This window comes from Flavobacterium aerium (genome assembly GCF_030766725.1).
Taxonomy (GTDB): domain Bacteria; phylum Bacteroidota; class Bacteroidia; order Flavobacteriales; family Flavobacteriaceae; genus Flavobacterium; species Flavobacterium aerium.
Window position 1 is genome coordinate 73,880 of the sequence record NZ_JARQWR010000009.1, and the last position, 25,769, is coordinate 99,648.

Sequence of the window (25,769 nt, forward strand, 5' to 3'; positions counted from 1 at the left end):
AGTGTTGTTTATTTAAAAGAAAATGGAGCTAAATAATAAGAGCTTTTGTAATAATAAGGTTGGTTCGTTTTTTTAATGATACCATATACTATTATATCCAAACGCTTTTTAACTCGGATGCTTGTTTCATAACTTATTGTGTCCTCAGAGACACCCAATGTTACATCTGTAATGATTAGTCTTTTTTCATATTTCTTTACCTTCTCATGTACAGATTCTTTGATACTGTCTTTCAGCTGATTTGCATTAGCCAATAGATTAAAATCAGTATCCCAAATGATTGTCCCGAATTCATCATCATATTTATATTCTCCAAAAATTGTAGTAATGATTAGAGAGATGTATTGGGCTAAAGATTCTTCGATGGTAACTTTTCGGAGATCTTTTCCATTGATGATTTTTGTGTAATCGATAGGGATTTTATAGTAAAGATCTTTCATTCACTAAATCGAATTTAATTGTATTATCATCATTTAATGTCAACTCTAAAGCATCGCCTTTCTTTATTTCACCTGATATAATCATGCGGGCTAAAGGACGCTTAAGTTGATTACGAATAATCCCTTTAATTGGACGAGCCCCATATTCGGGAGTAAAGCCCATTAAAGCGATTTTCTCTTTATTTTCCTCGCTTATTTCGAGTGTCATGTCCATTTTATGAAGCAACTGAAGCAGCTCCTTTTTAAGGTGTATTTCAAAAATTCGAGATACACTTTCTTTTGAAATAGGAGCAAACGGAATAATTTCGGTAAGCCTCCCTAGGAATTCAGGACGGAAATAACCCGTCATGATTTCAATTAATTCATTGGATTTAGGAATGTGATTTTGACCAAATGATTTTACAATAAAATCAGAGCCAATATTGGACGTAAATAATATTACGGCATTAGAGAAATCACCTTCTTTTCCTAATCTATCATGTAATTTACCTTCGTCTAAGATTTGTAAGAATACATCAAATACAGATTTGTGTGCTTTTTCAATCTCATCAAAAAGAACGATAGAGTATGGTTTTTGTCTTATTTTGTTCACTAATAAACCACCTTCTTCATAACCGACATATCCTGGAGGTGCACCATATAATAATGCAGCAGAATGTTCTTCTTTGAATTCAGACATGTCCAAACGAATAATAGCATTTTCATCGCCGAATAAAAAATCAGCCAAAGATTTTGCTAATTCTGTTTTCCCAGTTCCTGTAGGCCCTAAGAAAAAGAATGAGCCTAATGGTTGTCCTGGTTTTGTTAATCCAGAACGAGATTCAAGTATAGCATCTGAAACCACCTTGATCGCATGATCCTGACCAATTACGCGTTTGCGCAATGTATTTTCAATTTCAAGCAGGCGTTCTCTTTCTTCAGATTTTACCTTTCCTGCGGGAATTCCCGTAATACCTGAAACGACCATTGATAGGTGACTAGCAGATACAATATTCTCTTCCACGCTAAGTTGGTCTAACTTCTCTAGTAAATTCGTAAGAATATTTTGTTTGTCTTCAAAAGAAGAAGTAGAGAAAGACTGATTTACATCCTCGTGTTCCTCGGTGAATAATTTCCCGGATTTATTTAAAATATCAGAGTATAACCAATTTGTTTCTTCGTGCTGCTCTTCTTCATTTTCAATACCATTTAAAGCCTCTACTTTTGGTTTTAAACGAGGTAGTTCATCTTTGATTGTTTCTTTGGCTACACGTAATGCAGACATCGTACGGTCAATTAAATCCAAAGCGGAATCAGGTAATGATTTTTCTTTTAAATAGCGCTTGGATAAACGAATGGATTCTTTTACACTTTCTTCACTAATATTAAATTCATGATGATCTTCATAATGTGAAATAATACTATGAATCATTCGGAAAGCTAAATCTTCTGTTGGTTCCTGAATTTCTAAAGTTTCAAAACGACGGCTTAAAGCATCATCTTTACCTAAAGATTTTCTATATTTTTCTGTAGTGGTAGCACCAATAAAAGTGATGTCACCTTTTGAAAGTTCTGATTTTATTATACTAGCAATTCCGGAACCTTGATTAGAATCAAATAATTCGTGTATATCGTCAATAAATAATATTGGTTTTTCGAATTGTTTTACCTCATTGAATATTTTTTGTAAACGATCTTCTACTTCACCTTTGTAAGATGCTCCAGCAAACAATGCACCAATATTGATTTCAATAACAGAAGCATTTGATAAGTTTGTGATGATGTTTTTATGTGCAATCTTGCCACAAAAACCTTCAACTAAAGCGGATTTACCAACACCAGCTTCACCGGTAATGATTACGTGAGGTTTTAATTTTCGGTTAAGAACCTCAATAATTGTTTTTAATTCTTCGTCTCGACCTATAAGTGGCGTAGTTTCTTTGCTTCTTATTTGTTTTACCTTATCAGTACAATACTTCTCTAATAAAGAGGAAGAAGAGCCATTATTTGAAGATTGGCTTTCTGATTTAGAAGATTTCGCAGAAGGAGCTAATCCATCATGAAATTGCTCAGATACAGCTGCAGGAGTTATTGGTAATGATTTTAATTGATCGTGTGAAAATCCAACACCTGGAGTGACTAAGGAAATTAGTAATGAAGGGAAATCTACATTTTCTAGACCATTTCTCTTTGCAATTTGCTCTGCTTCAGTAAATACAGCTTCCATAGCAGCATCAGCCTGTGGATCATCTGATGGACGTGTCGCACGGTTGTATTCACCGATTCGAATATCTGCCCACTCATCCAGATAAAAAACATCAAGTCCCTTCGCATCTAATTCCTTAATGAAATTAAATTGCTGATTTAATAAAGCTTTTATAAGGTGTGCTGGAGAATATTTTTGATTAAAATGATCTTTAGCAATCTGCTTTGCAATATGTATAACCTGCATGATGTTTTCTGTAACCATAATACCTGAATTTTATCGTCTATTAAGTTGTCTGCAAATTTCTAAATCTCGGGTTAGAGATTTTGTATCCTCTTCATAGGACTTGATTTGTTTATTCAACATTTCAATTTCCTGCTTAGAGTCATTTAATTGCAATAACAGTTTTTTTGTATTCACCAATTTTTTGACATTAAGCATTGCGTTATCGTAAAGCTTCGTGCTTTCGGCAGGGTTATCTTTTCCGTCTTCTTTAGGAATTACCTTTTTTTGCTCTACAATCTGGTTTAATTCTGCTAATTTCACTGTAATACTTTGCTCGATGAAAGGGAAACTTTCAGGTGCTTTATCTAGTGAATCTACAAGTTTTGAGATGTCATCAATCTTATCAGAAAATTGTCTTTGAAAATTAAATTCGGTTAAGATTTTATCATTTTCATTTTTTAAAACTTCATTTTCTTTCCAAGGCAATTTGTAATTGAAAAATAGAGCATAAATAAGTATTCCTGTTGTGATGATAAACATCAGAAGGAATAATAAGAATGCTGATGTTCTCTCTTTTCTGTTTAAAATATCCATAATTTGTCGGTCGTAATTTTATCTATTCAGCTAGAAATGATGGCGAATTTGGGCCTTCATCTTTTTTGTCGTTAACATTAAAGAAAGAGGTCGTTGACTTATCTGTTTTAATGATGTTTTCATTAACAAATATTCCAGAATCTCTCTTTTTACCAATATAATCCAATTGATTTAATATGGAGAAAAGATAATCAATTTTAGTGATAAATTCTTTAACTTGATTTACACAAAGCTCAATATCAAAACCTTTGTATTGAATATTGATTGTTTCGGAAAATATTTTCTCATAATCACCGCTACTCATTTCTGTCCATTCGGAGAAATAATTAAAGAGCATTTCTTTACCATCTCCAGAAAAAGTATCAAAGCTATTTTTCATTACTCGAGCCAAGCTCACAACTTTATCCAAGACAAACATAGGCTGAGAATTGAAATTCTGCCATTTGTTCATGGTAATGTTTTGGCCTGCATAAGACAATGTTTTTTCGCAAATCGCAAAAACAATTTTTGCAATCATATTCTCATCCTCATTCATGTTTCTGAATCTGATTTTTTGAGAAATCTGAACACAGTTGAATTCTAATTGTTTAAAGAATACCTCATAGGATTCGAATAAATTAATTAGAGCAGGATGACTATTTACAGTCATGCTTGGTGGAATATAACCTGAAAGAATTTCAAACCCGTTAGGTGTTGTTCTAAACTTCGCGATAGGGAACTGTAGGGGACCAATATTGTTTTGGTTCACTTCACTTTCTACAAGGCTCGTTAGGAAATATTTAGATAATGCTGCAGGAAAACGTGGAGGTACTTCATCCATGTTTTGAGTTCCTGAAGGTATTCTTTGGAAAGGATCAACATTAAGTAACAGGTAGTAGTTGTTCTCTTTTAAATCGAAATTTTTCAATTCAATTTTTTCAGAATAACCACCAGTATACTCTGTAATTTCTATTCGGCCTCCACCAGGAGTAATAGCTTTTAATAATTTTATAGATACACTTAATTCGTTATGTGCATCAATTGTAACGGAATATTCAAAAGGATTATTCAAGTTTGTCGTTAGTAATCCATAGTGGAGTACATTGGTACCAATGTTTCTCGCATCACGAATTAAATCTTCCATGTTGTCTTGTAAGTCAATAAAATGATTTTTATTGATTTTCATTCCATCAATCCAGTTTACTGGAAAATGTCTAATGTTCTCAGCCATAATTTAAAAATTATATTCGTTGACAAATAATTGTTGCACCATCCTTAATGTTGTTAGTGTCAATTGAAAGTTCAGGATCAATGTAAGTTGATGAGCTGAACCATTCTGGTTTGGTATGGAAATACCATCCAAAAGGCTCATTTTTATTGTCCAAAAAGTGAATTAAACTATTTGGATTTTTATCGTTGTAATCATTAATGAAATAGTAAAATAATCGTCCAAAATCAATTGCTCTAGGCGCTTTTACTTTGAAGTTAATGATGTGATTATCAGTTGCTCTTTTTTGAAAAACTAAATTTAGAATTACAATATTACGCATCTCAGAAATATGAGGAGAAGGGTATTTGCTGTTTAAAGGATAGAACCATCTTTTGTGAAGTCTAGCTGGAATAGAAATAGCAGTTTCAAATAATTTGTGACAAAGCGTTGGCATTATGAACATTAAGAGAGCACCAAGCTTGTAATAAATGAACCCAATTTCATCATAATATCCCATGATGATAATTAAAAATACAGCCATATACATGGCAGTATTAAATACAATAGCGATTTCTTTATACATCTGAGTTTCATTGAATTTTTTGAAAATCTGATGATAGAAAATCAAGTGTACAGAACCCATAATTAGGAAATACACTTGTAGGGATATAAATCTAGAATTTAATGTTGTTTCTTTTAGATTGTATAGTATGGCTTCAAAAATAACTAACAATAAACCTTGACCTAATATGTATAGTAAAAATCTCTTTTTTGAATCTCTAAATTTTCTGACTTTTATTCCAATAAATATGCTGGCAATTAACGCAATGCTCAAAGCAAGCATCATGTAAATTAATGTTTGGCTGTCGCCAAGATATGATAAAAATTTTCTCATTTATATAACAGTTGAAATTCCTAATCTTGATTGATATGATGTTTCGTTCATTGAGAACTCTTCGTCGCTTCCTTTTAAAACTAATTCGTAGGAAAACTGTACATGGCAAGGTAAGAAGAGATTGAAAAAAGTAATTAAAAACGATTCCATTTCCTCTTGGTGAAAATATTTAAAAAGTTGTTCGGGATCTCTTAATGGTCCTATTGTGTAATGATACTCTTTTAAAAAAATTTCTTCCCTGCTTTCTAATGTCGAATTAACACCTAATGAAATCTCAGCGGCACTTTCATTAACATCAAATACTTGTTCCAATTTAATGTTTTTTGTAGTGACTGAAACTTTTTCGTTAATAATTTTTTCTAATATACTACTTACATTTAAAATGTCCTGTCCTAAATTTTTCTTTTCATGCAGTAAAGCAGAAAACATTTTTACGAGTAAATGATTTGGGATATTACTAGAAACACCTAGTATCATACGTATAATGTCTGCAATTCCATAGGTATTGATATGAGAAAAAAAATCAGACTCATAGCGTTCTACTAAATGTCTGAATCGGAAAAGCTCATTTTCTAATGGATTGTAAAATGTTCTAGCTTCTTTTTCTTCCTTTTTTCTTTTCTTAAACTCTTCAACAGGATCTTCTTTGCGATCGCGAGTTCGATAATTATGAGTGACACTCTCTGGTAAAACATCGTAAATACCGTCCCTACTTAATGTAACATTATAAATATCGCTATCATGAACATCAGTATCAATGTCCATAATATCTTTATTGAATTTTCGGTAAAAAAGACCATTAGATTCGATGGAAATATCTAAATCATGAACCCTCTGAAGAAGAAGTTCCTCAAAAAGAAGTTCCGCCTTAAGATCAAAGGAAACCGACTTTTTATAGTGTTCGGGGGAGATATTTTTTCGAGTCATTATTTAGTGTCTTTAAGTCTTCCTGACGAAATATAATTGTTTCTCCAATAAGGTTTTTTAAGACTGGTAATTTCAACGCCTCCGTTTTGATTAGCAGCAAAAAAGCGCATGTTTTTTAAATAGATTCCCACATGTGAAATTACTTTTTCATTATTCATTCTGAAAAAGATTAAATCACCTTCTTTTAATTCCTTAAAAGATTGGAAAAGTTCAATGTCTCGACCTAAAGCCATTTCAGAGGCAGTTCTTGGCAATTGCTCGTCATAAACTTTATCGAAAAGTTCTTGCATTAATGCAGAGCAGTCAATCCCCTTTTTATTAGTTCCACCATATACATAAGGTATGCCTTCCCATTCCTTGATGAATTTATATAACTTCTCATTGGTAATCTCCTGAGGAGTTACACCAAGGGTTTTGGCAAAGTAAACACGCTCCTCGTTGGTTAGGAGTATGGCTTTTTTTTCTACTGGCTTACGTTCTTTATCTAGACCCAACTCTTTTATCGCATGCTCATCTGTGATTGGATCCCCATATCCTTTTTTTGAACCACAAGAAATCACCAAAAGTGATAAAGTAAAAAGATATAATATTTTCGCTTTCATGAACTATATACAAATTATACAAAATCAAAAATAAGTTTTTTATTTAATAATTTATGGATTATTTTGAAATATATTGATATTGTTTCCCCCTATTAACATTGATATAATACAAAATTAAGATTGGACTCTTGTGTAGTTCTTAATCGTTGCTTATGGATTAATGGAACATTTTTCTATTTTTAATATTTAAAATGGTATAAAAATGAATCGAACATTTTTTTGAAAATTTAACAAACCCCTATGGATATTGAGGTTCAAAAGCATTTCAAAAAAATCGACAATAAAAATTCATTAGATTTTTTCATAAAAAGAGAGCGTTAAAAAAAAATTAAAGGAAATGAAAATATAACATTACTGTAGCTCAATTATATAAGGGGAAGCAATAATTTTATGTAAAGAAGAAGTTACATTTTTTTTATTTTTTTTATTGAAATTTAAAGATTAATATTTTTTTATTACATTTGGTAGATAAGTTGTGGTTAAATAACCTTTATTAGAGTGTTTCCACAGTGTTTAATATTAATTTTTTATAAATGAGCAATGCTTCAAGAATAAAAACGCATTTTGATGTAAAGGTTATTATGCTGTTTGTTATTTTATTTGTTTTATCGTGTCTTTTATTAGCATTTAAGATCAATACTGCTGAAATATGCACTACAGAGGAATTTGATGTAGAAACATCATCATACAAAGCAGGAGAGCTAATAACGTTTACAGATAATACAAAAGATGCATACCAATGGTTTTGGTCCTTTGGTGATGGAAGTGCTATGTCCTATAGATCCAAAGTTACACACGTATTTACTCAGCCAGGGAAATACACGGTGAAGCTATCATTAAATGATAATTGTACGGTAGAAAAAGTACTAACGATTTTGCCAAAGAATGATGTGATTGATGAGACAAAAATGCCGAGATTCACAGGTCCTAAAATGGCATACGTAGGTGATGCAGTTCATTTTAAGGATAGTACTGGGCATGCGAAATCTTGGCAATGGAGATTTGGAGAAGGAGAGAAAATTGATGCAATTGATAAGAACCCTACTTATACGTTTAAAACACCTGGAGAAAAGGTAGTTTCATTAATTGTTAATGATGACTATAAATATGTTAAGTCGTTCAAAATAAATGTGTATCCAGCTAAAAAGGATGACAGAGATTTAGTGTCAGAGCGTATCGAGCGTAATAGAAAAAATAGAATTGATCCAGTAGAAGATTACTTTAGTAAAATTCCGGATGCACCTACAAAAGCACCATTGAATACTGAAGGAGTAAATGCTGAAGTTCCAGAAATTAATGAACAGAAATTAGGACAACTATTGATGGGAGTTTCTGAAAATAAATTGTCATATGATAAATTGGTGAAATACTTCTGTGAAGATCGTTTGCCAACCGTGCAAATGAAAAAAGGAGAAGTTATTTCTCTAAAATCATTGAATAATAATATTAGAGATAAACGAATAAAGATTAAAGAATTATCAATAGTTAAGAACAAAGAAAATTGTGTTACACTGATAACCATTGACTATCGATACAAAGCAATATTTTAAAAGAGTAATATCTACCCGAGAGTATTTTAATAAAATTTTCAACTAAGTTTAATAAAAATTGTAAATATGGCAAGTTTTTCAAATAGCTACGGAATTGGAGGGAATGAAGTAAAACAGGAAGGACAAGAAAGTATCTTAGAGATCCCTCAAAACAAAACGCTGATAGCTCAAAAATTGACACCAAATACTCCAGTTAGACCTGAAATCGTTACTGGGTTAAAGAATATGGATGAAGTGTTTGAACATTTTGACCCAAAACTTAATGTCAATTTTGAGGATAATCAAGGTAAAACGGTGAGAGAGGAAGTTAAATTCCAAAGTATTAGTGATTTCTCAATCAAAGGATTGGTGAATCAAAGTCCATTTTTACTTGACCTTCAAACTAAAAATGAACAATACGAAAAAATGATTAAACAACTGAAGACAAATAAAGTGTTGAAATTAGCGCTACAAGATCCTTCAGCGAAACAATCAATCATAGACGCATTAGAAGACCTAATTAAAGAAATTGAAGAAACTGATAAATAATTTATTTTATGAAGAACCAAGAAAATTTACAATCTTCAGTATCTAATAGTAGAGAGCTAAAAGAAAACTCAAATCTTACGCTGGAACAAAAGCTAGAATCTTTTATTCAGTTTGGAGGATTTGATTTGTTAGAAGGAGCTATTGAAGGTGTACAAAACTTAAATCCGAGTCGTAAAGCTCGTAGAACAATATTTTTAAGTGAAAGTAATAAAAAATCAGAAAGAGATTCTTTAAAAAGAGTTCTAACATTATGGGCAGATACATTAAAATCTTCTGATAGTCTAGTAGATTTAGTGAATAACTGTGCGGAGCTTGCAGATACTGCAGAGTCTACTCTTAAGAAAAATCTAGCGACTGTTGTAAGTGAGTCAAAAGAGTTAGAAGAAAGTTATCGTACACTATCCTTATTCTTTAAGAATACTGAGGAAAGCAAAGTGAAAAATATCTCTATCATGAACGCGGAGTTAGATCAATTAAAAGATTTAGATAACTCTCGTTTTATTGATAATATCCAAGAAGAATTAACGAATAGTTTTGACCGTTTGGACTTAAGAAAAAATTACTCACTTTTAGTTATACCAGGTTATTTAGGTTCGAATAAGGTGATTGAGAAATGGGCAAAAATAGCATACGATAATAAAGTAATGTTAGTGACCGATTTCCAACATTTGGATGAACCGGATGATGTTATGGAGATGTTTGAATTAGCAAACCTTACAGGTGGAGATACATACAGATCAAATGTTATTATGACTTGTAACTGGTTAGTAGGTAGAGGGAAACACGATGAAATTGATGAGCAAGATCATTTGTTTATTCCACCATCAACAGCCTTAGCAGGTAAAATCTATAATACTTTAATGTCTCAAGTTACTGCAGGTAAGAAATTTGGGGGAATTAATGAAGTAGATGGAGTTAAGTTTGACCTTAAGAAAAGTGAAATTGCCGATTTAGAGCATTTAGGGTTAATCCCAATGGTGAATGAATATGGTAAAGTAATGGCTTTCTCAGGTAAAACTTTATTCAATGGTGATAACTTAGGTTTACAAACTTATTCAGTTGTACGTGTATTTGATTATGTAACAAAAGTAATGATGGACTTTTTGAATCGTCGTGCTTTCGAAAACTTCAATGCTAAAACAAGAAAAGAAATTCTTGGACAAATTGTTAAGTTCTTGGACAATGTATGTGGTCCAGATAAATTGATCGAAGATTTTGAAATTAAAAAATTCGAGCAAGATCCAAATCAAAAAGATCGTATTTTCTTAGATATCCGATTAAAACCATATTTTCCTGCAAAAAACTTCCTTATTAAAATGGATGGTCAAAAAGGAGATGAAGGTAATGAATGGGATACTGAATATGCAGAACAATAAAAGATTTAAATTCTATACAAAAAGCGACATTAGTGTCGCTTTTTTTTGTGACCTTAATTATGTATAATTACATATTATAGGAATTTATTTACCATTATCTTATCCTAATGTAAAATTTGTGATAAATTTCATTTTTTTTTGTATTTTTTTTGAAAATTAATTTTCTTTATTATAAATTCGTAACTCAATCTTTATTAGATATTTTTTGGTATTTATTTTTTAACCTTAATTTTTTATTATTATGTCATTTAAAGCAAGATTAAAAGTTGCAGGTCAAGAGTTTAATATTCTTACAGCAATGTACGATTTGCATCAAGATGTTGATGCAACAGGGCGTCCCTCATCGATTACAAGAGGAGGAAGATTAACTATTAGTGTAGAATCTACTGGAAGTTCATTCTTTTTTGAATGGATGACGAACAATTTCGAAAGAAAAGATGGTCACATTCAGTATATTAAGCGTGATACTGACGCAACTCTAAGAGAAACAAAATTTGAAGAAGGTTACTTGGTGAAGTACAAAGAAGAGTTTGATGCTAAAGGAGCAAATCCATTAGTTGAAACATTCACGATTTCAGCAAGAGTAATGAATAGTGGAAATGGAAGTCACACAAACGAGTGGGTATAAATTTCACGAAATAAAATTATTTTAAAAGAAGGATGTGTAGTTAGTACACATCCTTTTTTTATGGCATAAATATGTTTTTAATATTAAGATATTATTAAAAAGTGCTGATTATTAGGGTTTTAATTTTTAATTAGATAAATTTTATTTAAATTAGAGGCTTAATCTTTATTAGATATTATTTGGTATTTATTTTTTTAACCTTAATCCTTATTACTATGTCATTTGCATCAAAATTAAAATTGGATGGAAAAGAAATGAACATTTTATATGCTTCATATGATTTACATCAGGAGGTTGACCAAACGGGTCGCCCATCTTCCGTTACACGCGGAGGTCAAATTAAACTAATTGTGGAATCTACAAATGATTCGTTTTTCTTTGAGTGGATGACGAACAATTTTGAAAGAAAAGATGGTTCGATTCAGTATATAAAACGCGATACTGATGCAAAACTAAAAGAGTTAATGTTCAAAGAAGCATATATGGTGAACTATGAAGAGGAATTTGATGCAAAAGGAGAAAATCCTTTGGTAGAATCATTTACTATTTCAGCTCGAGAAATTAATTTTGGTACAGGTGGCCATGTTAATTTATGGGTTTAAACCTTATATGTAAGCTATAAAAAAAGAGGATATAATATCCTCTTTTTTTATGAGATAAAGTTCCTTGTTTATAACGTTAATTTTTTATTGTAAGTAAAAAAATGTTAAAATAAAGAAAAATGAATTTTAGAAATAAATTAGGTTTAATAAACCGTTAAATGGTATTGATTTGCAATGAATTGTTTGGCAGTTAGAAAAGTTTGCGCTATATTCGTTTCTTAATCTTTATTAGATATTATTCGGTATTTTTATTTTTAACCTTAATTTTTTATTATTATGGCATTTAAAGCACTTCTAGAAGTAGGTGGAAAGACACTTAATATTCTTTACACATCTTACGATTTACACCAGGATGTAGATCAAACAGGCCGCCCTTCTTCTATTACCCGTGGCGGTAGAATAAATTTAGTAGTAGAATCTACTGGTGATTCATTCTTCTTCGAATGGATGACAAACAATTTCGAAAGAAAAGACGGTTCAATTAGATTTATTAAACGTGATACAGATGCAACTTTGAAAACACTTGGTTTCAAAGAAGGTTATTTGGTTAAGTATAAAGAAAATTTTGATGCAAAAGGAAATAATCCTTTAGTTGAATCTTTTACAATTTCTGCAAAAGAAATTGCAATGGGAGGTGGCGAGCATGTTAATATGTGGGTATAATCTTATAAATTATATTTTCTAAAACGAAGAGATAGACTGTTTTTACATACTCTATTGCTTTGTTGGACTTTATTTTTAACTAAATATCTATTTACTATGTCTTTTTTAGCTAAGCTTGAAATTGATGGAGAAGAGATGAATGTATTGGAATTTCAATGCACTCTTGCTCAGGATACCGATAAAAGTGGTAAACCATCTTCAGACCCAGTTGGAGGAAAACTTCGCCTTGTTATTGAATCAACAAAAAGTGTAATGCTTTTTGATTGGATGATAAGCACTTCTCAAACTAAGAACGGAGTATTGACTTTTTTCAGAAGAGATGCAATCTCGAAAATGAGAGAATTGCAATTCAAAGATGGATACTGCATCCGTTATGACGAACTTTTTATTTCGTACAACGATATGCCTATGCGTACAGAAATTCTAATTTCATCAAAAGAAATTACGATGAATGGATCTGTCTTCAGTAGAAATTGGCCGTTGAAATTTTAAGGTACAGTTATGGATGAACTTAATGTTCAATTCTTTGTCGGTATTACTTATAATTTTGGGGCAAAGAAAAATTATTTCAGCGGTACAGCAGGAGTAGGAGTCAGTAAGAAAATGAACTTTGTAGAGCCAGGTGTAAATTTGGCTGTAAACTTCTATAATGGAGGTTTAGGTGCGCTCCCTGATAAGAATTCGATGTATTATGATGCTGTTTTAACAGGGAAGTTAACTGCTGGAGCCGGTAAGGGTAACCCAATGGATATTTATCCTTTGCATGTTGATAGTGGCACTGGACTTACAGATCGCTATAAGTATTCTGCAACAGTAGGAACAAATCTTATTTTCAATAATCACGGTAGAAATCAACAAGTTGGTTTTGTTCAGTTAAGAGCTCAGAATTTCAGTTTTCAAACCTATAATGATTTTCAAATAGGTAAGAAAGTTGGGCTTACTGACGGATATGACCGTTGGTGGACAGGTGGAGGGAACTTTACATTTGGATCCAAAAATAGTCCCTATCAAATGGTTATTGCAAGTGATGTATTTACTGCTGATACAGATGTACAACCTCGATCTTCTCATTTTGAAAATGGAAAAAAAATATCTTCTGATGAAATGAAATTAGATCAGTTTGAGAAAAGTATACCATTGCCAAAAGGAGAAGGAGATTTAATGTATCGCTTATTTGATCATAAAACGAACCTTGCATCAGAACTTACCCAAGACTATTTAGACGAATATAGAGGTGGTACGTCATGGAAAGCCGAAGCACATTCTTTTGATTTGAACCAAGGAAGAACATCTTTCAGGTTGAGAACACCAGAAGGTCAGTTTGGCGTGAACGGTTATGGAGGATCACACATGTGGTCTCAAAATGCAATTCACATTCCAATGAACTTCCATATTATTCCGTCAACACGTGAAAATCATTGGGAAGTACAAATGGGACCAAGGACGGGTAAAGGCTTTTAAGATGAATAAAATCATTCTATACTTGGTTGCTTTATTAGTTTGTTCAAGTTGTGAATCTGTCGGTATGTTTGCAAAAAAAGAAGCTACAAAAGAAGAATACAAATACTACAATAAAGAATTTGTATTACCTGCTGGTAGCCTTTTGAAAACAAATGGCATATACGTCAAATCAACCCTTGAAAAATTTGAGTATTCTAAAAAAAACTACGATAAATATTATAAAAATAACCCGCACCCCGCCATTGGAAATAATGTGCCAAAAAATGATACAATAATCCAGTATTACAGATGGTATTATTATAAGTTTTCTAATACTGGACAATGGATGACTTCTGGGGGATTCTATAGCAAAGAAAATATGCTAAAAGATGTAAAAAACTTTGAAAAAGAAGGAGATTACTCGATTTATAAAATAAATAATGATATCGTGGAAATGGAATCCTATAACTGGTATAGAAAAGATTTTACATATCAAACAGCAAAGCTAAAAGGAGACACGCTTTATGTAAGAGGAGGAACAAGTACAGAAAACCAACAAGTCAATGGAGTTCCGTATATATTCTATCCGATGAATTAATTATTGATGCTCTTTACACTATATTAATAGTATGCCTACAAGCAAAACAATATATAAAATTTTGATTTTTTTTTGGATTATTTATGCATCTAATGCATATTCTCAATCTAGAAAATATCAGAAAGAAGATTTAGACAATGCCTATAAGGAAGCAGCTATTATTGAAAATAAAGAACTTTCAGAGAGAATTAAAAAATTTCCTGAAAAAGCCAGAATAATTAATAGAGAAATAGCTCAAGCAGTTCGAGAAAATAATTATATCAAAGCCATTCAACTGACTAAAAAGATGGACAGTATCCATCCTAATAACTCGGATATCCAGCATTTTTTGGCAAAAATGTATGTGAAAATTGGAGAAGTCAATTCTGCCCAAATGACGTTTGAGAAAGCAATTCAACTAAAATCAGGTAATAGATGGATATATTCCAATTATGCCACTTTTTTAGCGGAAAAAGGTGAAATGGGAAAGGCATTAGAGGTTTTAGCGGAGACAAATAAATTATTTCCGGACTGGAGTATAGCCTATAATATAATTGCCAGTATAAAAATACATCAAGGAAAATTAGATCAGGCAGAAAAAAATTATGATTTAGCCCTGAAAAGAGAACCTAAAAGTGCCTTGATAATAACAAATAGTGGTGATTTATATTATGAATTAGGAAAGAAAGAAAAAGCATTGGAACGTTATCAAGAAGCACTTGCAATTCAACCCAATTTCATACCAGCTTACCTTGGAATGGCAGAGGTTTATCACGATAAAAAAGAGGATGAAAAAATGATGAGAGCATTAGATTCATGTTTAACAATTCATCCTCAAAATATAGATGCTTTAATTTTTAAGAGAGCGTACTATGTAGAAAAAAATAAAATGATCGATGCTTGCACTATTAATAATAGTATCAGTGCTATAGATCAAAGTTTGAAAGATTTAACATTAAGATGTAATTAATAAAGATTATTTGTTTTTGGTCAAAAAGCAAAACAAGAAAGTTTCTTTAAGTTTATCATGCGTTTTTAAATGATAATTGAGGAATAAATTATAAAGTTTACAGAGTCATAAATTGCTTTAATACTTATTATTATGCCGATTAGCACTACAGTACAAATACGAATTTCTGGTGAGGTATTGCCTCGATTTTCACAATTGGTAATTAACCAAAAAGTAAACACACACCACCAATTTTCATTGTTGCAACCATTACCTAAAGAGTTCATTACTCAGGCAATGGATAAAGCACAAAGTTACATTGGCCAACCCATAAATATTAAAATTTCGCCTTCAAATATGCTTACAGAGTCTCCATTAATATTTAATGGGATTATCACTGAAGCACAAATGGTAAGAACTTCAGGTTCATCGGGAGGTATAATTATTAATGGATACAGTCCAACCATATTAATGGAAGGAACACCACATGCAAAATCATATACCGAGCAGACACTTTCTGAAATTGTAAATGAAATTTTGAAAAGCTATTCCCAAGAAAATATCAAACCAAGTGTAAGCATTCAACGTGACACAACACTTCCATATACTGTACAGTATAATGAAAGCGATTTTGGGTTTTTATGTAGAATGGCACAAAAAAAAGGAGAATGGTTATACTATAATGGAGAAGAATTACGATTTGGTAGTCCAAAACCTAAAACCTTCACTTTAGAATACGGTAGAATATTACATTCTTTTAACATTGAAATGCGTGCAAAAGCTATGAATTTTCAATACTTAGGTTACGAATCATCAAGTGCCGATAATCAAAAAGCTACAGCAGCTGAAGTAAATTATCAAACACAAGGAGTTTCTCAAGCTATGGTAGAAGTCTCAAAGAAAATGTTCCCGAATCAATCAACAATGCTATACAGTAATAGTATTGAAGAAGGAAATTCACGTGCCCATTTAGTAGATCGATTAAAAACACAATTACAATCCAGAGCATCAGATTTAGTAACGGCTAGAGGCGATTCTGATGAAACAGGATTACGTATTGGAGATATCGTTGTAATTAGAGAACCAGCATTTTCAATTACGTCAAATCCACTAGACTCATTACAAGAACAATTCTTTGGAAGCTATTATATTACCGATATTACACACGTATGTGATGAATCAGGAAACTACCATAATACATTCGATGCAGTACCAGATACAGTAGCTAGTCCACCGTACGGGAATGTTCACAGCACACCTCAGGCTGAAACTCAACCAGCAGTAGTAGTCGATAATAATGATCCAAAAGGATTAGGTCGAGTACAAGTTGAGTTTCCATGGCAAAAAGGATTAGGAAGCGTAACCCCTTGGATCCGTATGACAAATCCTCATACAGGAGGAGGAAAAGGATTCTATTTTATTCCTGAAGTAGGAGAAGAAGTGTTGGTAGCATTTGAAGCAGGAAATGCAGAAAAACCATTTGTATTAGGAGCAATGTACAATGGATCAGAATATAGCGGTTATGCAGATTCGCAAAATAAACTTAAAGTAATACAAACCAGATCTGGAACGAAAGTAATCATGAATGATGATGAAGGTTCAATAACAGTAGAAGATCCTAGTGGTAATACTTGGTTTATGGACGGTAATGGAAACATTGTTGTGAATGCACCAAAAAATGTTACGATAGAAGCAGGAGAAAGCATTATAATGAATGCAGGAAGTAATATTGTCGCTTCTGCAAAAATGGATGTGAACATAGTAGCTGGAGAGAATATTACTGAGATGGCAAACGACGATTATAGTTTAACAGCTAGTAATATTACTGAAACTGCGGCTAGAAGTAGAACTTCAAATGCGAAAAACATAAATGAGAACATGCATGAAGGACAAGTTGTTAGTACTTTAAAAGATATTTTTATCGAAAGTGCAACACAAGTAAATGTAAACAGTGGTAAAAAAGTGAAAATGCAGTAATATGGAAGACGGAACAATTACTAGAAATATATTTGGACTGTCCCGTAAAGAAGCAGATGCCATTTCACTACATGCAAGTAAAGGCGAATATTCTATTTCCTCTGTTGAAGAAGCAAAAATAATAGGAAAAAAAGGAGGGAAAAAACTAGATGAATTTAAAGCTAGAAAAGAAAACAATGATGTTCTATTAGTAAAAAAAATAGATGGACCATTTGATGAGAATGGTAAAAAAGTTGACCTCATAGAAAAAGACCAATGGTATACCTACAAAATTATCGAATTTAGTAGAAAGCCTACCGAAAAGGAATTAAAAAGACTTAAATGGGCGAGGCAATATGATGATGATAAAGTTGAAGAATCTGGAAGTATTGCAGGACATCAGGAAGTAAAACTGAAAATATTAAAAGGAGTAGAAGTTAGTAATGTAAGAATTTACGCTTATTTTAGATCACATACTAAAGACGTGTCGGCATTTTGTTTTGTGAGAAGTAGATATCCGAAATTATATATATCGACAACAAAAACAGGATATACTATTCAAAAACTATATGGACATCCAGCAGCAAAAGGGTTTAGTTATACATATGAACCGGGAGTAATAGTAGAAACATATAAAGCATTTTTACGTTTTTATGAGAATGGAAAAATGACCGATGTTGTAGAATTTAATGTTACACGAGATGGATGGTATTACTTAGGCGAAAAAGATAAAAAAGCCCATTTATTAAATAGGGCTTTTGAGCCGAAAGACGCCAGTAAAAACCTTTATTTAACAGAAGAAATACATTTTCCATCCAAAGCGCCTGCAGAATGTAAAGGGTATTTTTTAATGCAAAATAAAAATAGAAGCATTGATGCCGAGCCTTTTGAAATAGAAGTAGATGTCAATGGTAAACCTGTTGGAGATAAAAGAGCCGTAAGTGATAAAGCGAATAATGTGATGTTGCATATTGGTGGAGTTTATGGAGCTGGATGGAAAGGCGGGACTGTAGATTGGTTGGGAGGTTCATTAGGATGTTTTGCTTTTATTCCTCAAAATGACATTTATAGCTCTGCAGAATTAGCCAAAAAAGCTTCAATAAATGATGACTATGACGATGATTTATCAAATTCACATTGGTTAAAAATCACCAATAAGATTAATGAATTAAGAGCAAAAGACACGGAGAAAAGATTCTTTATTATCATTAATAAAAGAGGAAGCTGGGAAAAAACAAAACAAGTAGAATTAGATGAAATTTTAAAAGAATGAGTTGGATAATAAAAATTTGTAAAATTCTTATAATTATCATTTCACTATATATAATTTATCTATTGATTGATAATTTACCCGATTATATTAAATATAGTCGTAATGGTAATGAAGGAGAAGAAGCCGGTTTAAATGCAATGATAATCACTTTTTTGGTTCCATTATTTCTATTGGTAGATTTAATGTTGATTGTCGCCGTAGTATTATATAGAAAAAGAATCAATCAAAAACAATCTGGAATAAAAGAGTAAACGCTAAAGAATAAAAATTTCAACTATAGATTTTTATTCTTTTAAGTGAAATAATACAACAATAACATGGAAGATGGAACGATAACTCGAAATATATTTGGAGTATCCCGAAAGGAAGCAGAAGCAATTTCATTTAGAGCCACTAAGGCAGACTATTCCATATCAACCGTTTCTGAAGCAAAGCTTATAGGAAAAGAGAAAGGAAAAAAATTCGATGAATTTAATCCGAGCAAAGAGCAGGATGATGTTCTTTTAATAAAGAAAATTGAAGGCCCATTTGATGAGAACAACAAAAAAGTTAATGTTGTTGAAAAAGGCACATGGTATACTTACAAAATCACTCAATTTAATAGAACGCCGAAAGAGAAAGAATTAAAAAATATAAAATGGGCATCACAATATGATGATGGAGCAATTAAAGAAATAAAAGATGTTACCAATAAAGGTTATAAAGAGATAAAACACATGCTAAAAGGGGATAATACATCCACTAAGCTAAGAATTTATGCTTTTTGTAAGGCTTCAAATAAACAAGTAAGTGTTGAGGCAGAAATAAAAGTTCTGGAGCCAATTATAATATATGTATGTGGGTATTGGAATAAATTAATGCCATATGCAGGAACTGAATGGGGTCAAGAATATTGGGGCACAAAACTGAAACAAGCAGCAAAAGGATATTTTAAAGCACCAAAAGAATATTTCATTAATGGAGCTGGAACAAAATTTTCTTCAGGAGGAGGTAGATTTAAACAAGGAAAAGAATTTGCAGATGCGAGATATAAAAATGTAGATTCAAAATTTTACAAAGAAATTTTTAAAGAAGGTAGAAGGATAATGATTTTGTCCCATAGTATGGGAGGAGCTTTTTCAGAAGGATTATTAAGCGTAATGAAATCACACAATGTCAAAGTTGAAAAAGTAGTACACCTATCTCCAGCAGATACATCTGGTTTCTCTGTGAATTTCCCTGATAGAACATACCAGATTGATATTGACTGGGATCCGGTATTGATGTATAAAAATGCAGACGATGCACCGATAATAAAAGGAATAAAGTTTGCAGGCTTAGTGAAAAATCCAAAGAAAGATGAATTCGGGCATATGTACACGAAAGATGAAGCCTTTGTATGGAAATGGTTTGAAGATTTAGAAGCAGTTAATTTTGTCTATAATCGATCTGAAAAGAAATACATGCGTTTTCCATCCGATGGATTAGGTCCGGCAACGACATCAAGTTATGATGAGAAAATTTATAAAAGTAGCGGGCTAAAGAATAATACACAATTCCAAAGAGTTATAAAAGGCAACGATACTTATCACTATCATGCATTAAACGAATACGAAACATATGATTTCAAAAAATAAAAAAATAATTATAATAATCTCAGTAGTAGCAATAATAGCAATAGTTATAATTAGATACAGTTTTTTGGCAGTTTTTTGGTTAACAACTCCTGGTGATGGAGAGATAACAGCAAATGAAAAAGTGCTATTTGAAAAAATTAAGGAAGAAAACCATGCAAAAAAAGTATGGAGAGAACCAAAATATAATATGACAGCGCCAAAAGATACCACAACATACAGAATTATAGTAAATGATATCCCTTGCGATTCAGATACATTAGGTTTAGAAGCTAAAGCAAAAGAGATAAAGAATGAGATTAATAAACTCAATCTACATAAAAACTTCTATAAGTATGAAATAATATATGCATGTATAGATGGTAAGGATTATAATTATAGTTATTTGAGATAATTCATTCGCACAATATAATGGACAATTAAGATGGATGTGATATAAATATTAAACAGTTACAACATTGATTGAGATAAAAAACATGAGTTTCGATAAATCTAAAGCCTTAAAAAAAATTATTATCCATGCATGGGATACTATAAGGGTTTATGCTGTCCATCATAGAAAAGAATTAGTAATAAATAAAAATTTAAAATTTGTTGAATCCGATTTTGAAATTGAATTAAGTTGCATCGAAGACTTAGGAGAAGACAAAATTTGGGAGATCAATAAAAAAAATGTAAAAATTAAAAATGTAGACCTCGAAAACGAGACATTAAGACTGTTAAGTTGTTTAGAGGATTATACATACCCAGTACAAATAAAAGTAGATCAATGCGGGAACTTCATAGAAGTAATAAACCACAAAGAATGGACAGAAAACTGGAGAAGTAAAGCAAAAAAACTGGCCATAGAAGAATATGATGTAAATGGGAATTTAGAAGTTTTTCAGAAATTTTATGAAGTGATTCTAAACCAGAGAAAGTTTATTGAAAATAGAGCCAAAGAAGCCTATTGGAATCTACTTTTTATAAATTTTAGAATAGCAGTACCAATTGATAAAAATTATACAACAGATCAAGCATGTTATTGGGATTTGGCAGTTGTAGGCAGACAAGAGATAAAAGGTCATAACAGTACAGATTTAGTCAATGATAATTTTGTTATGAACTTTAAGGCACATGATAATTTAGATAAACATTTAATTGAGAGGATTGTGGACCGATATGGTTTAGAAAAAGGAGCAGATTTCTTTTCGTCAAAAATGAATGCTACGATAGATGTTGAAATTGAAAATGAAACGAGGAAATTAAATTATAAGTCAGCTTTAATTGAATTTAATGTTGAAAATCAGTTCTCATATAGTGAAAATATTACAATCAAATTTAGCACAGAAATTGAAAAATAATGGGAAAGCAAGGTAATTTAGTAGTTGAAGGAGCAAAGTTTTATTGCTCCAATTCTGTGGATCATAATGCCCCAGGTACAGCATCCGTTTTAAAAGTGACCAGCCAAACAAAGAAGTTAGGCAAGAATAAATATTTTGCTTCCGATAAACCTATTGGAACCTATCTAGATGACAAAGCAGAAAGCTTTGATAATGGTCAGGGTTTTGGAAAATGTCTTACACCGAATGGACAACAAATGCCTTGTGCAGGCAAATGTAAAATTACATACTCAGACTATTATGAAAATGTAGAATTCAATAGTAGTATGAAAATACTATTGGACATTTCTACAGGAAAATGTCCAGGATATGGTAAACCAGGAGATATCAAAATTTCAGATTGTGGACAAGCTCAAAAAACATCAACTATTAAAGTGAATGAGAAAGATGAGTTCCAAGTAAGTGTCATAAGTCCACAATGGCCAATTGCTGATAAAACTACTAAAACGGGTGTAAAAAAGATTAAAGTAACTTTACCTATAGTAGGTAATGCAGGAGAAACATTTTTATACTTAGATAAGAAAAGTTCAGGATCTCTATTTGATGCATTTTTAAATATGCCTGAAACAAAAATGACTTTGGAAGCAGAATATACTGGTGATGAGTCTAAAATTGTATGGGGACTATTCAAAGGCACAGATGTTAAAGATAAAGTAAGAACCTATATCGGAATTGGTAAGGGAATTAATTTAGATATTGATAAACTATTTACAGGCTTAACAGAAGGTAAATACCGTATAGAAGCCTATGGAAGCAAACCAGGAGATAACAAATGCGCGATTTTTATTGATTACATAAAAAATTATGTAGAAAAAATCACGACCCCAGGAGACAGTGTATTGAAGAATATTCCAATGCCATTCACCTTAAAATATAAGATTACAAATAATCTATTGCCTGGTCAAAAAATATTAAATTCTAATATTATTATAAGCCCTCCTTCAGCAAGTTGGAAAATTACGCAAGGAGATCAAATCTTATATAACAGTGCTGCAAATGCCGATACGGGATTAGTAAAAGTAATGATGTCTGGTAATATTGCGACAATTACTTTCAAAAACGCTGGAAAATATACAGTTTCTGCAACGACTAGTAGCGCCGGAACACCCTTTAAAAAAGAAATTACAGTTGCAGAAAAAATTGGTGTAAAAAATGTTGAACACGGAAATGGTTTAATACGATACAGCGATAATATTAATGCAAAAGTAAAAGACTTTAACGTTGCCTATGTAGGTGGTACTGCTCAAAATATACAATGGTACTTGAAAAAAGAAGGGAAAGGGCGAATAAGAGTCTTTGAAGAATCTGCAGTATCAAAAATCTCCGTAATAAATAAAAGAGCAAATGATTTTTTATACCAAGATGCTAAAATTTTAGATGGGTCCTATTTTGGGAACTATGTTTTAGAAGCCTATGGATCAGCACTTGCGGCAGATAAGAATCCTGAGTTTAAAGAGGCAGGAGCATATATGGATTGCTATAATTTTGAGGTTGCTAGAAACAGTGTTGATAGCCTTGTATTTCCAGAGGTAATCCCTACGGGTACTAAAGTAAAATATGAAGCAAAGACTCGAATGGCACTTGTTCCCAATGAAAAAGTTGTAATCAATACAGGAAGCACAGATGTAACCGATAATGGTGATGGAACATTGACTTTCCCAAAAGAAGGAGAATACACGATTAAATTCCATCTTGAAGGAAACGATTGCGATACAAAAGAAATTTCAAAAGTTATTAAAGTAGCTACACCAGAGCTTAAAAAAGCATTATGGTCCTATCAGTCGGGATATAAACGTACAGAAACAGGATATAAAGAAGATTCCTTTGCCTTTGTGGAAATTGCCGGAATGGGCAAACAACAAATGATAGGTAAAGTCTGGATCAAAGGATTAGATGATAGTTTTTATAGCGATCCAGAGAAAAAGTTCATGCTGGAAGAGAAACCATTTTCATTAAATGAAGAAGGAAAAGGATCTTTCAAAATTACCACAACGGATGCCTATAAAACCAAAATAGAGGCAGCTATTCCACCAACTGCTGCAAATCCAACACCTAAGTATGAACTTATATTTACAGTTGAGGTTGCCCCATCTACAGGTGGGAATGTTACATTACCAGCCGCAATGGAAATTAAAAATGCTAGAGCTGTTCAAATTGGAGATAAAACGTTATATGAAGTTTTAGAAGCAAATGAAGTTCTTGGTATTACGTCAGAAAAGAAAATAAAATCAATTGTTTTCTCCGATGAAGCTGGGAAAGATATTCAACGAGCACAAACATTTTATGGTAAAACCCATAAAATATGGGTACATACCGTCAATATGCAAGATGATGAATTACTAGTGAATGTCTACAAGGAAATTCCAGGAGAGGCTATGGCAGTCAAAAATGATACAGTGAGTGCCCTAACATCAAAAAAATCATATCCAGCGGAGAAAGTCGGAACAGACAGTATGCTGAAATTAGATTTTACACCCGATAAAGAATGGAATAAACCCGAGGAGAAAAATGTAGATTTTTATTTTGCTTGGGTCAGTAAGAAAGGAAAAGATGCAGAAGGAAAAGATATTTTTATTCCAGTAAAAGGTCAGGTTACCTTAAAATCAACGGAAAGCAGTGTATCATTAATTACTACACAAGATTTAGAAAGTGTAGGGATTAAGGCAAAAAAAGAAGATGGCACACCCTTTACACAAGAAGAAATGATTTCCCTGCGAAAACAATACTTATTGTATGAGAATGGCTGTTTAAAAGTATCCAATACAACCACACAAGAAGCAATTGAAAATGACATTTCACCAGTAGCGGTTGAAATGGCTGAAATAAAAAATAAAAAAGACTGTTATTGCAATAAGCCGATGACAGAAGAAATGTTGAAAAACATCGTTAAAACAGTTACAGGAAGAACAACAATTTGGACAGGATGTGAGTTAGATGATGAATCTTGGACAGGCCTAGTTGCAGAATTAAATACAGCCTTTGGGAAGTATAATATTAATACGTGTATGCAAAAAATTTCGTTTTTTGCACAAGTATATGGAGAAACCGATTTATTCGTGGCAACAAAAGAAGGCTTGAGTAGTCATGCCTCTAGTCAATCAACCTATAAAGGAAGAGGATTAATCCAACTTACTGGAGAAAGAGCTACTGGAGCTACATTATATGAAGTTCCAGGACCTTATAAAAGATATGCGAATTATGTAGGGAATCAAGACATCATTACGAGTCCAGATTTAATTAGTGACAAACTTCACTATACTGTTGATAGTGCAGGATGGATGTGGAGCATTGATAAAAAATGCCCTAACTGGTCACCAACTGATGAAAGAGAAGCAATGAAGTGGAAGAGTGAATACTTCAAGAAAGCATTGGGACAATCATTAAATGGAATTGCTAATTATATTGAAGAAGAAGACAAATACTTCTATTTGCAAGCAAAAATATTGAATGGATATAGCAAAGAGCATAAGTTAGAAAAAGACCCACACGGTTGGGATAAGAGACAAAAAGCTTTTAGAATATTGAAAAATGATGTTTTTGAGTATGATATTAGATGTAAAGGTGGTGGTGATGAAAACTCAAATTTAGCGGGAGCTGCACCATGGCTGAAAGTAGCATGGGAAGAATTAAATACTCATAAAGGAAAAACAGAAGTTGATAGCCCATTAAAAGAAAGAGTAGCAGAATATTTTGCTTTATCAGGTAGCCCAACTTTAAATCATACTGATGCATGGTGTGCAACATTTATCTTTTGGTGTTTCCAACATACCAAAGACTATAAGGATACAAACGTTAAAGGAAATGTAGGAGCATACGACTGGGGAGAAGAGAATAACTCAAAAGTCGCAGGGAATGCAAGTAAAGATGGTTGGCCAAATGGAGAAATAACAGAAGCATTTGTAGGAGCAATTATTGTATTTACTTTCTCACACGTCGCAATAATAGTTGGAGAGACTAAAGATGGTACAGGATATGTATATTTAGGAGGAAATCAGGGGTCAAACGTTACAGGTGGACAGAAAATATGTTTAGGCTCGGTTGCTAAAACAAGTAGTTCTATTTTTAGAATAATGAAACCGAAAACCTATAAGCCATCTGATGATGAAAAGAAATTACCGAAATACGATGTAAATGCAGAAAATTCAAGCAGTAGTTCTAGATAATATAAAAAAAAC

The 25,769-nt window shown here is 32.1% G+C and carries 24 protein-coding genes; 17 read left to right on the top strand and 7 right to left on the bottom strand.

Annotated features, from left to right (window positions below):
- Positions 1 to 8: 8 nt before the first annotated feature.
- The 7 genes from P6733_RS13075 to P6733_RS13105 are packed head-to-tail and all read right to left on the bottom strand — an operon-like array spanning position 9 to position 7,057.
- Positions 9 to 440, bottom strand: a complete 432-nt coding sequence (locus P6733_RS13075) for a GPW/gp25 family protein (RefSeq protein WP_306353348.1) — start codon at positions 438 to 440, stop codon at positions 9 to 11.
- Positions 421 to 2,889, bottom strand: a complete 2,469-nt coding sequence (locus tag P6733_RS13080) for an AAA family ATPase (RefSeq protein WP_306353349.1) — start codon at positions 2,887 to 2,889, stop codon at positions 421 to 423. Before P6733_RS13080 ends, P6733_RS13075 begins: the two co-directional genes overlap by 20 nt.
- Positions 2,890 to 2,901: 12 nt before the next feature.
- The gene (gene tssO, locus P6733_RS13085) at positions 2,902 to 3,444 is read right to left on the bottom strand and encodes a type VI secretion system TssO (RefSeq protein WP_306353350.1); all 543 of its coding nucleotides are present in this window, start codon (positions 3,442 to 3,444) and stop codon (positions 2,902 to 2,904) included.
- A gap of 22 nt (positions 3,445 to 3,466) precedes the next feature.
- Positions 3,467 to 4,654, bottom strand: a complete 1,188-nt coding sequence (locus P6733_RS13090; RefSeq protein ID WP_306353351.1) for a hypothetical protein — start codon at positions 4,652 to 4,654, stop codon at positions 3,467 to 3,469.
- Between the two features lie 10 nt (positions 4,655 to 4,664).
- Positions 4,665 to 5,528 (bottom strand): TssN family type VI secretion system protein, encoded by an 864-nt coding sequence (locus tag P6733_RS13095; RefSeq protein ID WP_306353352.1) that lies wholly within the window; start codon positions 5,526 to 5,528, stop codon positions 4,665 to 4,667.
- Positions 5,529 to 6,455: a hypothetical protein gene (locus tag P6733_RS13100; RefSeq protein ID WP_306353353.1), complete on the bottom strand. Its 927-nt coding sequence runs from the start codon at positions 6,453 to 6,455 to the stop codon at positions 5,529 to 5,531.
- On the bottom strand, positions 6,455 to 7,057 hold the full coding sequence (locus tag P6733_RS13105) for a C40 family peptidase (RefSeq protein ID WP_306353354.1): 603 nt from the start codon (positions 7,055 to 7,057) through the stop codon (positions 6,455 to 6,457). The genes P6733_RS13100 and P6733_RS13105 overlap by 1 nt, the downstream gene beginning before the upstream one ends.
- 533 nt (positions 7,058 to 7,590) lie before the next feature.
- Here P6733_RS13105 and P6733_RS13110 point away from each other — a divergent pair.
- The 17 genes from P6733_RS13110 (at position 7,591) to P6733_RS13190 (ending at position 25,757) form a co-directional block, all read left to right on the top strand.
- Positions 7,591 to 8,607 carry a PKD domain-containing protein gene (locus tag P6733_RS13110; protein WP_306353355.1) on the top strand — a complete coding sequence of 339 codons (1,017 nt, stop codon included), beginning with the start codon at positions 7,591 to 7,593 and terminating at the stop codon, positions 8,605 to 8,607.
- A 66-nt stretch (positions 8,608 to 8,673) separates the two neighbouring features.
- Positions 8,674 to 9,135, top strand: a complete 462-nt coding sequence (locus tag P6733_RS13115) for a type VI secretion system contractile sheath small subunit (protein WP_306353356.1) — start codon at positions 8,674 to 8,676, stop codon at positions 9,133 to 9,135.
- Positions 9,136 to 9,143: 8 nt separating this feature from the next.
- Positions 9,144 to 10,511: a DUF5458 family protein gene (locus tag P6733_RS13120; protein WP_306353357.1), complete on the top strand. Its 1,368-nt coding sequence runs from the start codon at positions 9,144 to 9,146 to the stop codon at positions 10,509 to 10,511.
- Positions 10,512 to 10,752: 241 nt separating this feature from the next.
- Positions 10,753 to 11,139, top strand: a complete 387-nt coding sequence (tssD, locus tag P6733_RS13125) for a type VI secretion system tube protein TssD (RefSeq protein ID WP_306353359.1) — start codon at positions 10,753 to 10,755, stop codon at positions 11,137 to 11,139.
- Between the two features lie 215 nt (positions 11,140 to 11,354).
- Positions 11,355 to 11,741 (top strand): type VI secretion system tube protein TssD, encoded by a 387-nt coding sequence (gene tssD / locus P6733_RS13130; protein WP_306353360.1) that lies wholly within the window; start codon positions 11,355 to 11,357, stop codon positions 11,739 to 11,741.
- A gap of 276 nt (positions 11,742 to 12,017) precedes the next feature.
- Entirely contained in the window at positions 12,018 to 12,404 is a 387-nt protein-coding gene (tssD, locus tag P6733_RS13135) for a type VI secretion system tube protein TssD (RefSeq protein ID WP_306353361.1), read from the top strand.
- 96 nt (positions 12,405 to 12,500) lie between these two features.
- Positions 12,501 to 12,896, top strand: a complete 396-nt coding sequence (tssD, locus tag P6733_RS13140) for a type VI secretion system tube protein TssD (RefSeq protein ID WP_306353362.1) — start codon at positions 12,501 to 12,503, stop codon at positions 12,894 to 12,896.
- Positions 12,897 to 12,905: 9 nt separating this feature from the next.
- On the top strand, positions 12,906 to 13,865 hold the full coding sequence (locus P6733_RS13145) for a polymorphic toxin type 23 domain-containing protein (RefSeq protein WP_306353363.1): 960 nt from the start codon (positions 12,906 to 12,908) through the stop codon (positions 13,863 to 13,865).
- 1 nt (position 13,866) lies between these two features.
- A complete protein-coding gene (locus tag P6733_RS13150) occupies positions 13,867 to 14,442 on the top strand; it encodes a hypothetical protein (protein ID WP_306353364.1) in 576 nt (191 codons plus the stop codon).
- Positions 14,443 to 14,473: 31 nt separating this feature from the next.
- Positions 14,474 to 15,391, top strand: a complete 918-nt coding sequence (locus tag P6733_RS13155; RefSeq protein ID WP_306353365.1) for a tetratricopeptide repeat protein — start codon at positions 14,474 to 14,476, stop codon at positions 15,389 to 15,391.
- Between the two features lie 132 nt (positions 15,392 to 15,523).
- Entirely contained in the window at positions 15,524 to 17,347 is a 1,824-nt protein-coding gene (locus P6733_RS13160; RefSeq protein ID WP_306353366.1) for a type VI secretion system Vgr family protein, read from the top strand.
- A gap of 1 nt (position 17,348) precedes the next feature.
- Positions 17,349 to 18,599 (top strand): hypothetical protein, encoded by a 1,251-nt coding sequence (locus P6733_RS13165; protein ID WP_306353367.1) that lies wholly within the window; start codon positions 17,349 to 17,351, stop codon positions 18,597 to 18,599.
- On the top strand, positions 18,596 to 18,850 hold the full coding sequence (locus tag P6733_RS13170; RefSeq protein WP_306353368.1) for a hypothetical protein: 255 nt from the start codon (positions 18,596 to 18,598) through the stop codon (positions 18,848 to 18,850). Before P6733_RS13165 ends, P6733_RS13170 begins: the two co-directional genes overlap by 4 nt.
- A 66-nt stretch (positions 18,851 to 18,916) precedes the next feature.
- Positions 18,917 to 20,215, top strand: coding sequence for a hypothetical protein (locus P6733_RS13175; protein ID WP_306353369.1), 1,299 nt, complete (start codon positions 18,917 to 18,919; stop codon positions 20,213 to 20,215).
- Positions 20,199 to 20,606 carry a hypothetical protein gene (locus P6733_RS13180; RefSeq protein ID WP_306353370.1) on the top strand — a complete coding sequence of 136 codons (408 nt, stop codon included), beginning with the start codon at positions 20,199 to 20,201 and terminating at the stop codon, positions 20,604 to 20,606. Before P6733_RS13175 ends, P6733_RS13180 begins: the two co-directional genes overlap by 17 nt.
- An 82-nt stretch (positions 20,607 to 20,688) precedes the next feature.
- Complete coding sequence (locus tag P6733_RS13185; protein WP_306353371.1) at positions 20,689 to 21,555, top strand: hypothetical protein; 867 nt, start codon at positions 20,689 to 20,691, stop codon at positions 21,553 to 21,555.
- Positions 21,555 to 25,757 (top strand): C40 family peptidase, encoded by a 4,203-nt coding sequence (locus tag P6733_RS13190; RefSeq protein ID WP_306353372.1) that lies wholly within the window; start codon positions 21,555 to 21,557, stop codon positions 25,755 to 25,757. Before P6733_RS13185 ends, P6733_RS13190 begins: the two co-directional genes overlap by 1 nt.
- Positions 25,758 to 25,769: the final 12 nt, after the last annotated feature.

Excerpts from the sequence above, each read along its gene's own strand:
- P6733_RS13170 (WP_306353368.1), top strand. The coding sequence starts at position 18,596 with ATGAGTTGGATAATAAAAATTTGTAAAATTCTTATAATTATCATTTCA.
- P6733_RS13190 (WP_306353372.1), top strand. The coding sequence starts at position 21,555 with ATGGGAAAGCAAGGTAATTTAGTAGTTGAAGGAGCAAAGTTTTATTGC.
- tssD (WP_306353361.1), top strand. The coding sequence starts at position 12,018 with ATGGCATTTAAAGCACTTCTAGAAGTAGGTGGAAAGACACTTAATATT.
- tssD (WP_306353359.1), top strand. The coding sequence starts at position 10,753 with ATGTCATTTAAAGCAAGATTAAAAGTTGCAGGTCAAGAGTTTAATATT.
- P6733_RS13180 (WP_306353370.1), top strand. The coding sequence starts at position 20,199 with ATGATTTCAAAAAATAAAAAAATAATTATAATAATCTCAGTAGTAGCA.
- P6733_RS13150 (WP_306353364.1), top strand. The coding sequence starts at position 13,867 with ATGAATAAAATCATTCTATACTTGGTTGCTTTATTAGTTTGTTCAAGT.
- P6733_RS13105 (WP_306353354.1), bottom strand. The coding sequence starts at position 7,057 with ATGAAAGCGAAAATATTATATCTTTTTACTTTATCACTTTTGGTGATT.
- P6733_RS13115 (WP_306353356.1), top strand. The coding sequence starts at position 8,674 with ATGGCAAGTTTTTCAAATAGCTACGGAATTGGAGGGAATGAAGTAAAA.
- tssO (WP_306353350.1), bottom strand. The coding sequence starts at position 3,444 with ATGGATATTTTAAACAGAAAAGAGAGAACATCAGCATTCTTATTATTC.
- P6733_RS13155 (WP_306353365.1), top strand. The coding sequence starts at position 14,474 with ATGCCTACAAGCAAAACAATATATAAAATTTTGATTTTTTTTTGGATT.
- P6733_RS13175 (WP_306353369.1), top strand. The coding sequence starts at position 18,917 with ATGGAAGATGGAACGATAACTCGAAATATATTTGGAGTATCCCGAAAG.
- P6733_RS13095 (WP_306353352.1), bottom strand. The coding sequence starts at position 5,528 with ATGAGAAAATTTTTATCATATCTTGGCGACAGCCAAACATTAATTTAC.
- tssD (WP_306353362.1), top strand. The coding sequence starts at position 12,501 with ATGTCTTTTTTAGCTAAGCTTGAAATTGATGGAGAAGAGATGAATGTA.
- P6733_RS13145 (WP_306353363.1), top strand. The coding sequence starts at position 12,906 with ATGGATGAACTTAATGTTCAATTCTTTGTCGGTATTACTTATAATTTT.
- P6733_RS13090 (WP_306353351.1), bottom strand. The coding sequence starts at position 4,654 with ATGGCTGAGAACATTAGACATTTTCCAGTAAACTGGATTGATGGAATG.
- P6733_RS13100 (WP_306353353.1), bottom strand. The coding sequence starts at position 6,455 with ATGACTCGAAAAAATATCTCCCCCGAACACTATAAAAAGTCGGTTTCC.
- P6733_RS13110 (WP_306353355.1), top strand. The coding sequence starts at position 7,591 with ATGAGCAATGCTTCAAGAATAAAAACGCATTTTGATGTAAAGGTTATT.
- P6733_RS13160 (WP_306353366.1), top strand. The coding sequence starts at position 15,524 with ATGCCGATTAGCACTACAGTACAAATACGAATTTCTGGTGAGGTATTG.
- P6733_RS13075 (WP_306353348.1), bottom strand. The coding sequence starts at position 440 with ATGAAAGATCTTTACTATAAAATCCCTATCGATTACACAAAAATCATC.
- P6733_RS13120 (WP_306353357.1), top strand. The coding sequence starts at position 9,144 with ATGAAGAACCAAGAAAATTTACAATCTTCAGTATCTAATAGTAGAGAG.
- tssD (WP_306353360.1), top strand. The coding sequence starts at position 11,355 with ATGTCATTTGCATCAAAATTAAAATTGGATGGAAAAGAAATGAACATT.
- P6733_RS13080 (WP_306353349.1), bottom strand. The coding sequence starts at position 2,889 with ATGGTTACAGAAAACATCATGCAGGTTATACATATTGCAAAGCAGATT.
- P6733_RS13185 (WP_306353371.1), top strand. The coding sequence starts at position 20,689 with ATGAGTTTCGATAAATCTAAAGCCTTAAAAAAAATTATTATCCATGCA.
- P6733_RS13165 (WP_306353367.1), top strand. The coding sequence starts at position 17,349 with ATGGAAGACGGAACAATTACTAGAAATATATTTGGACTGTCCCGTAAA.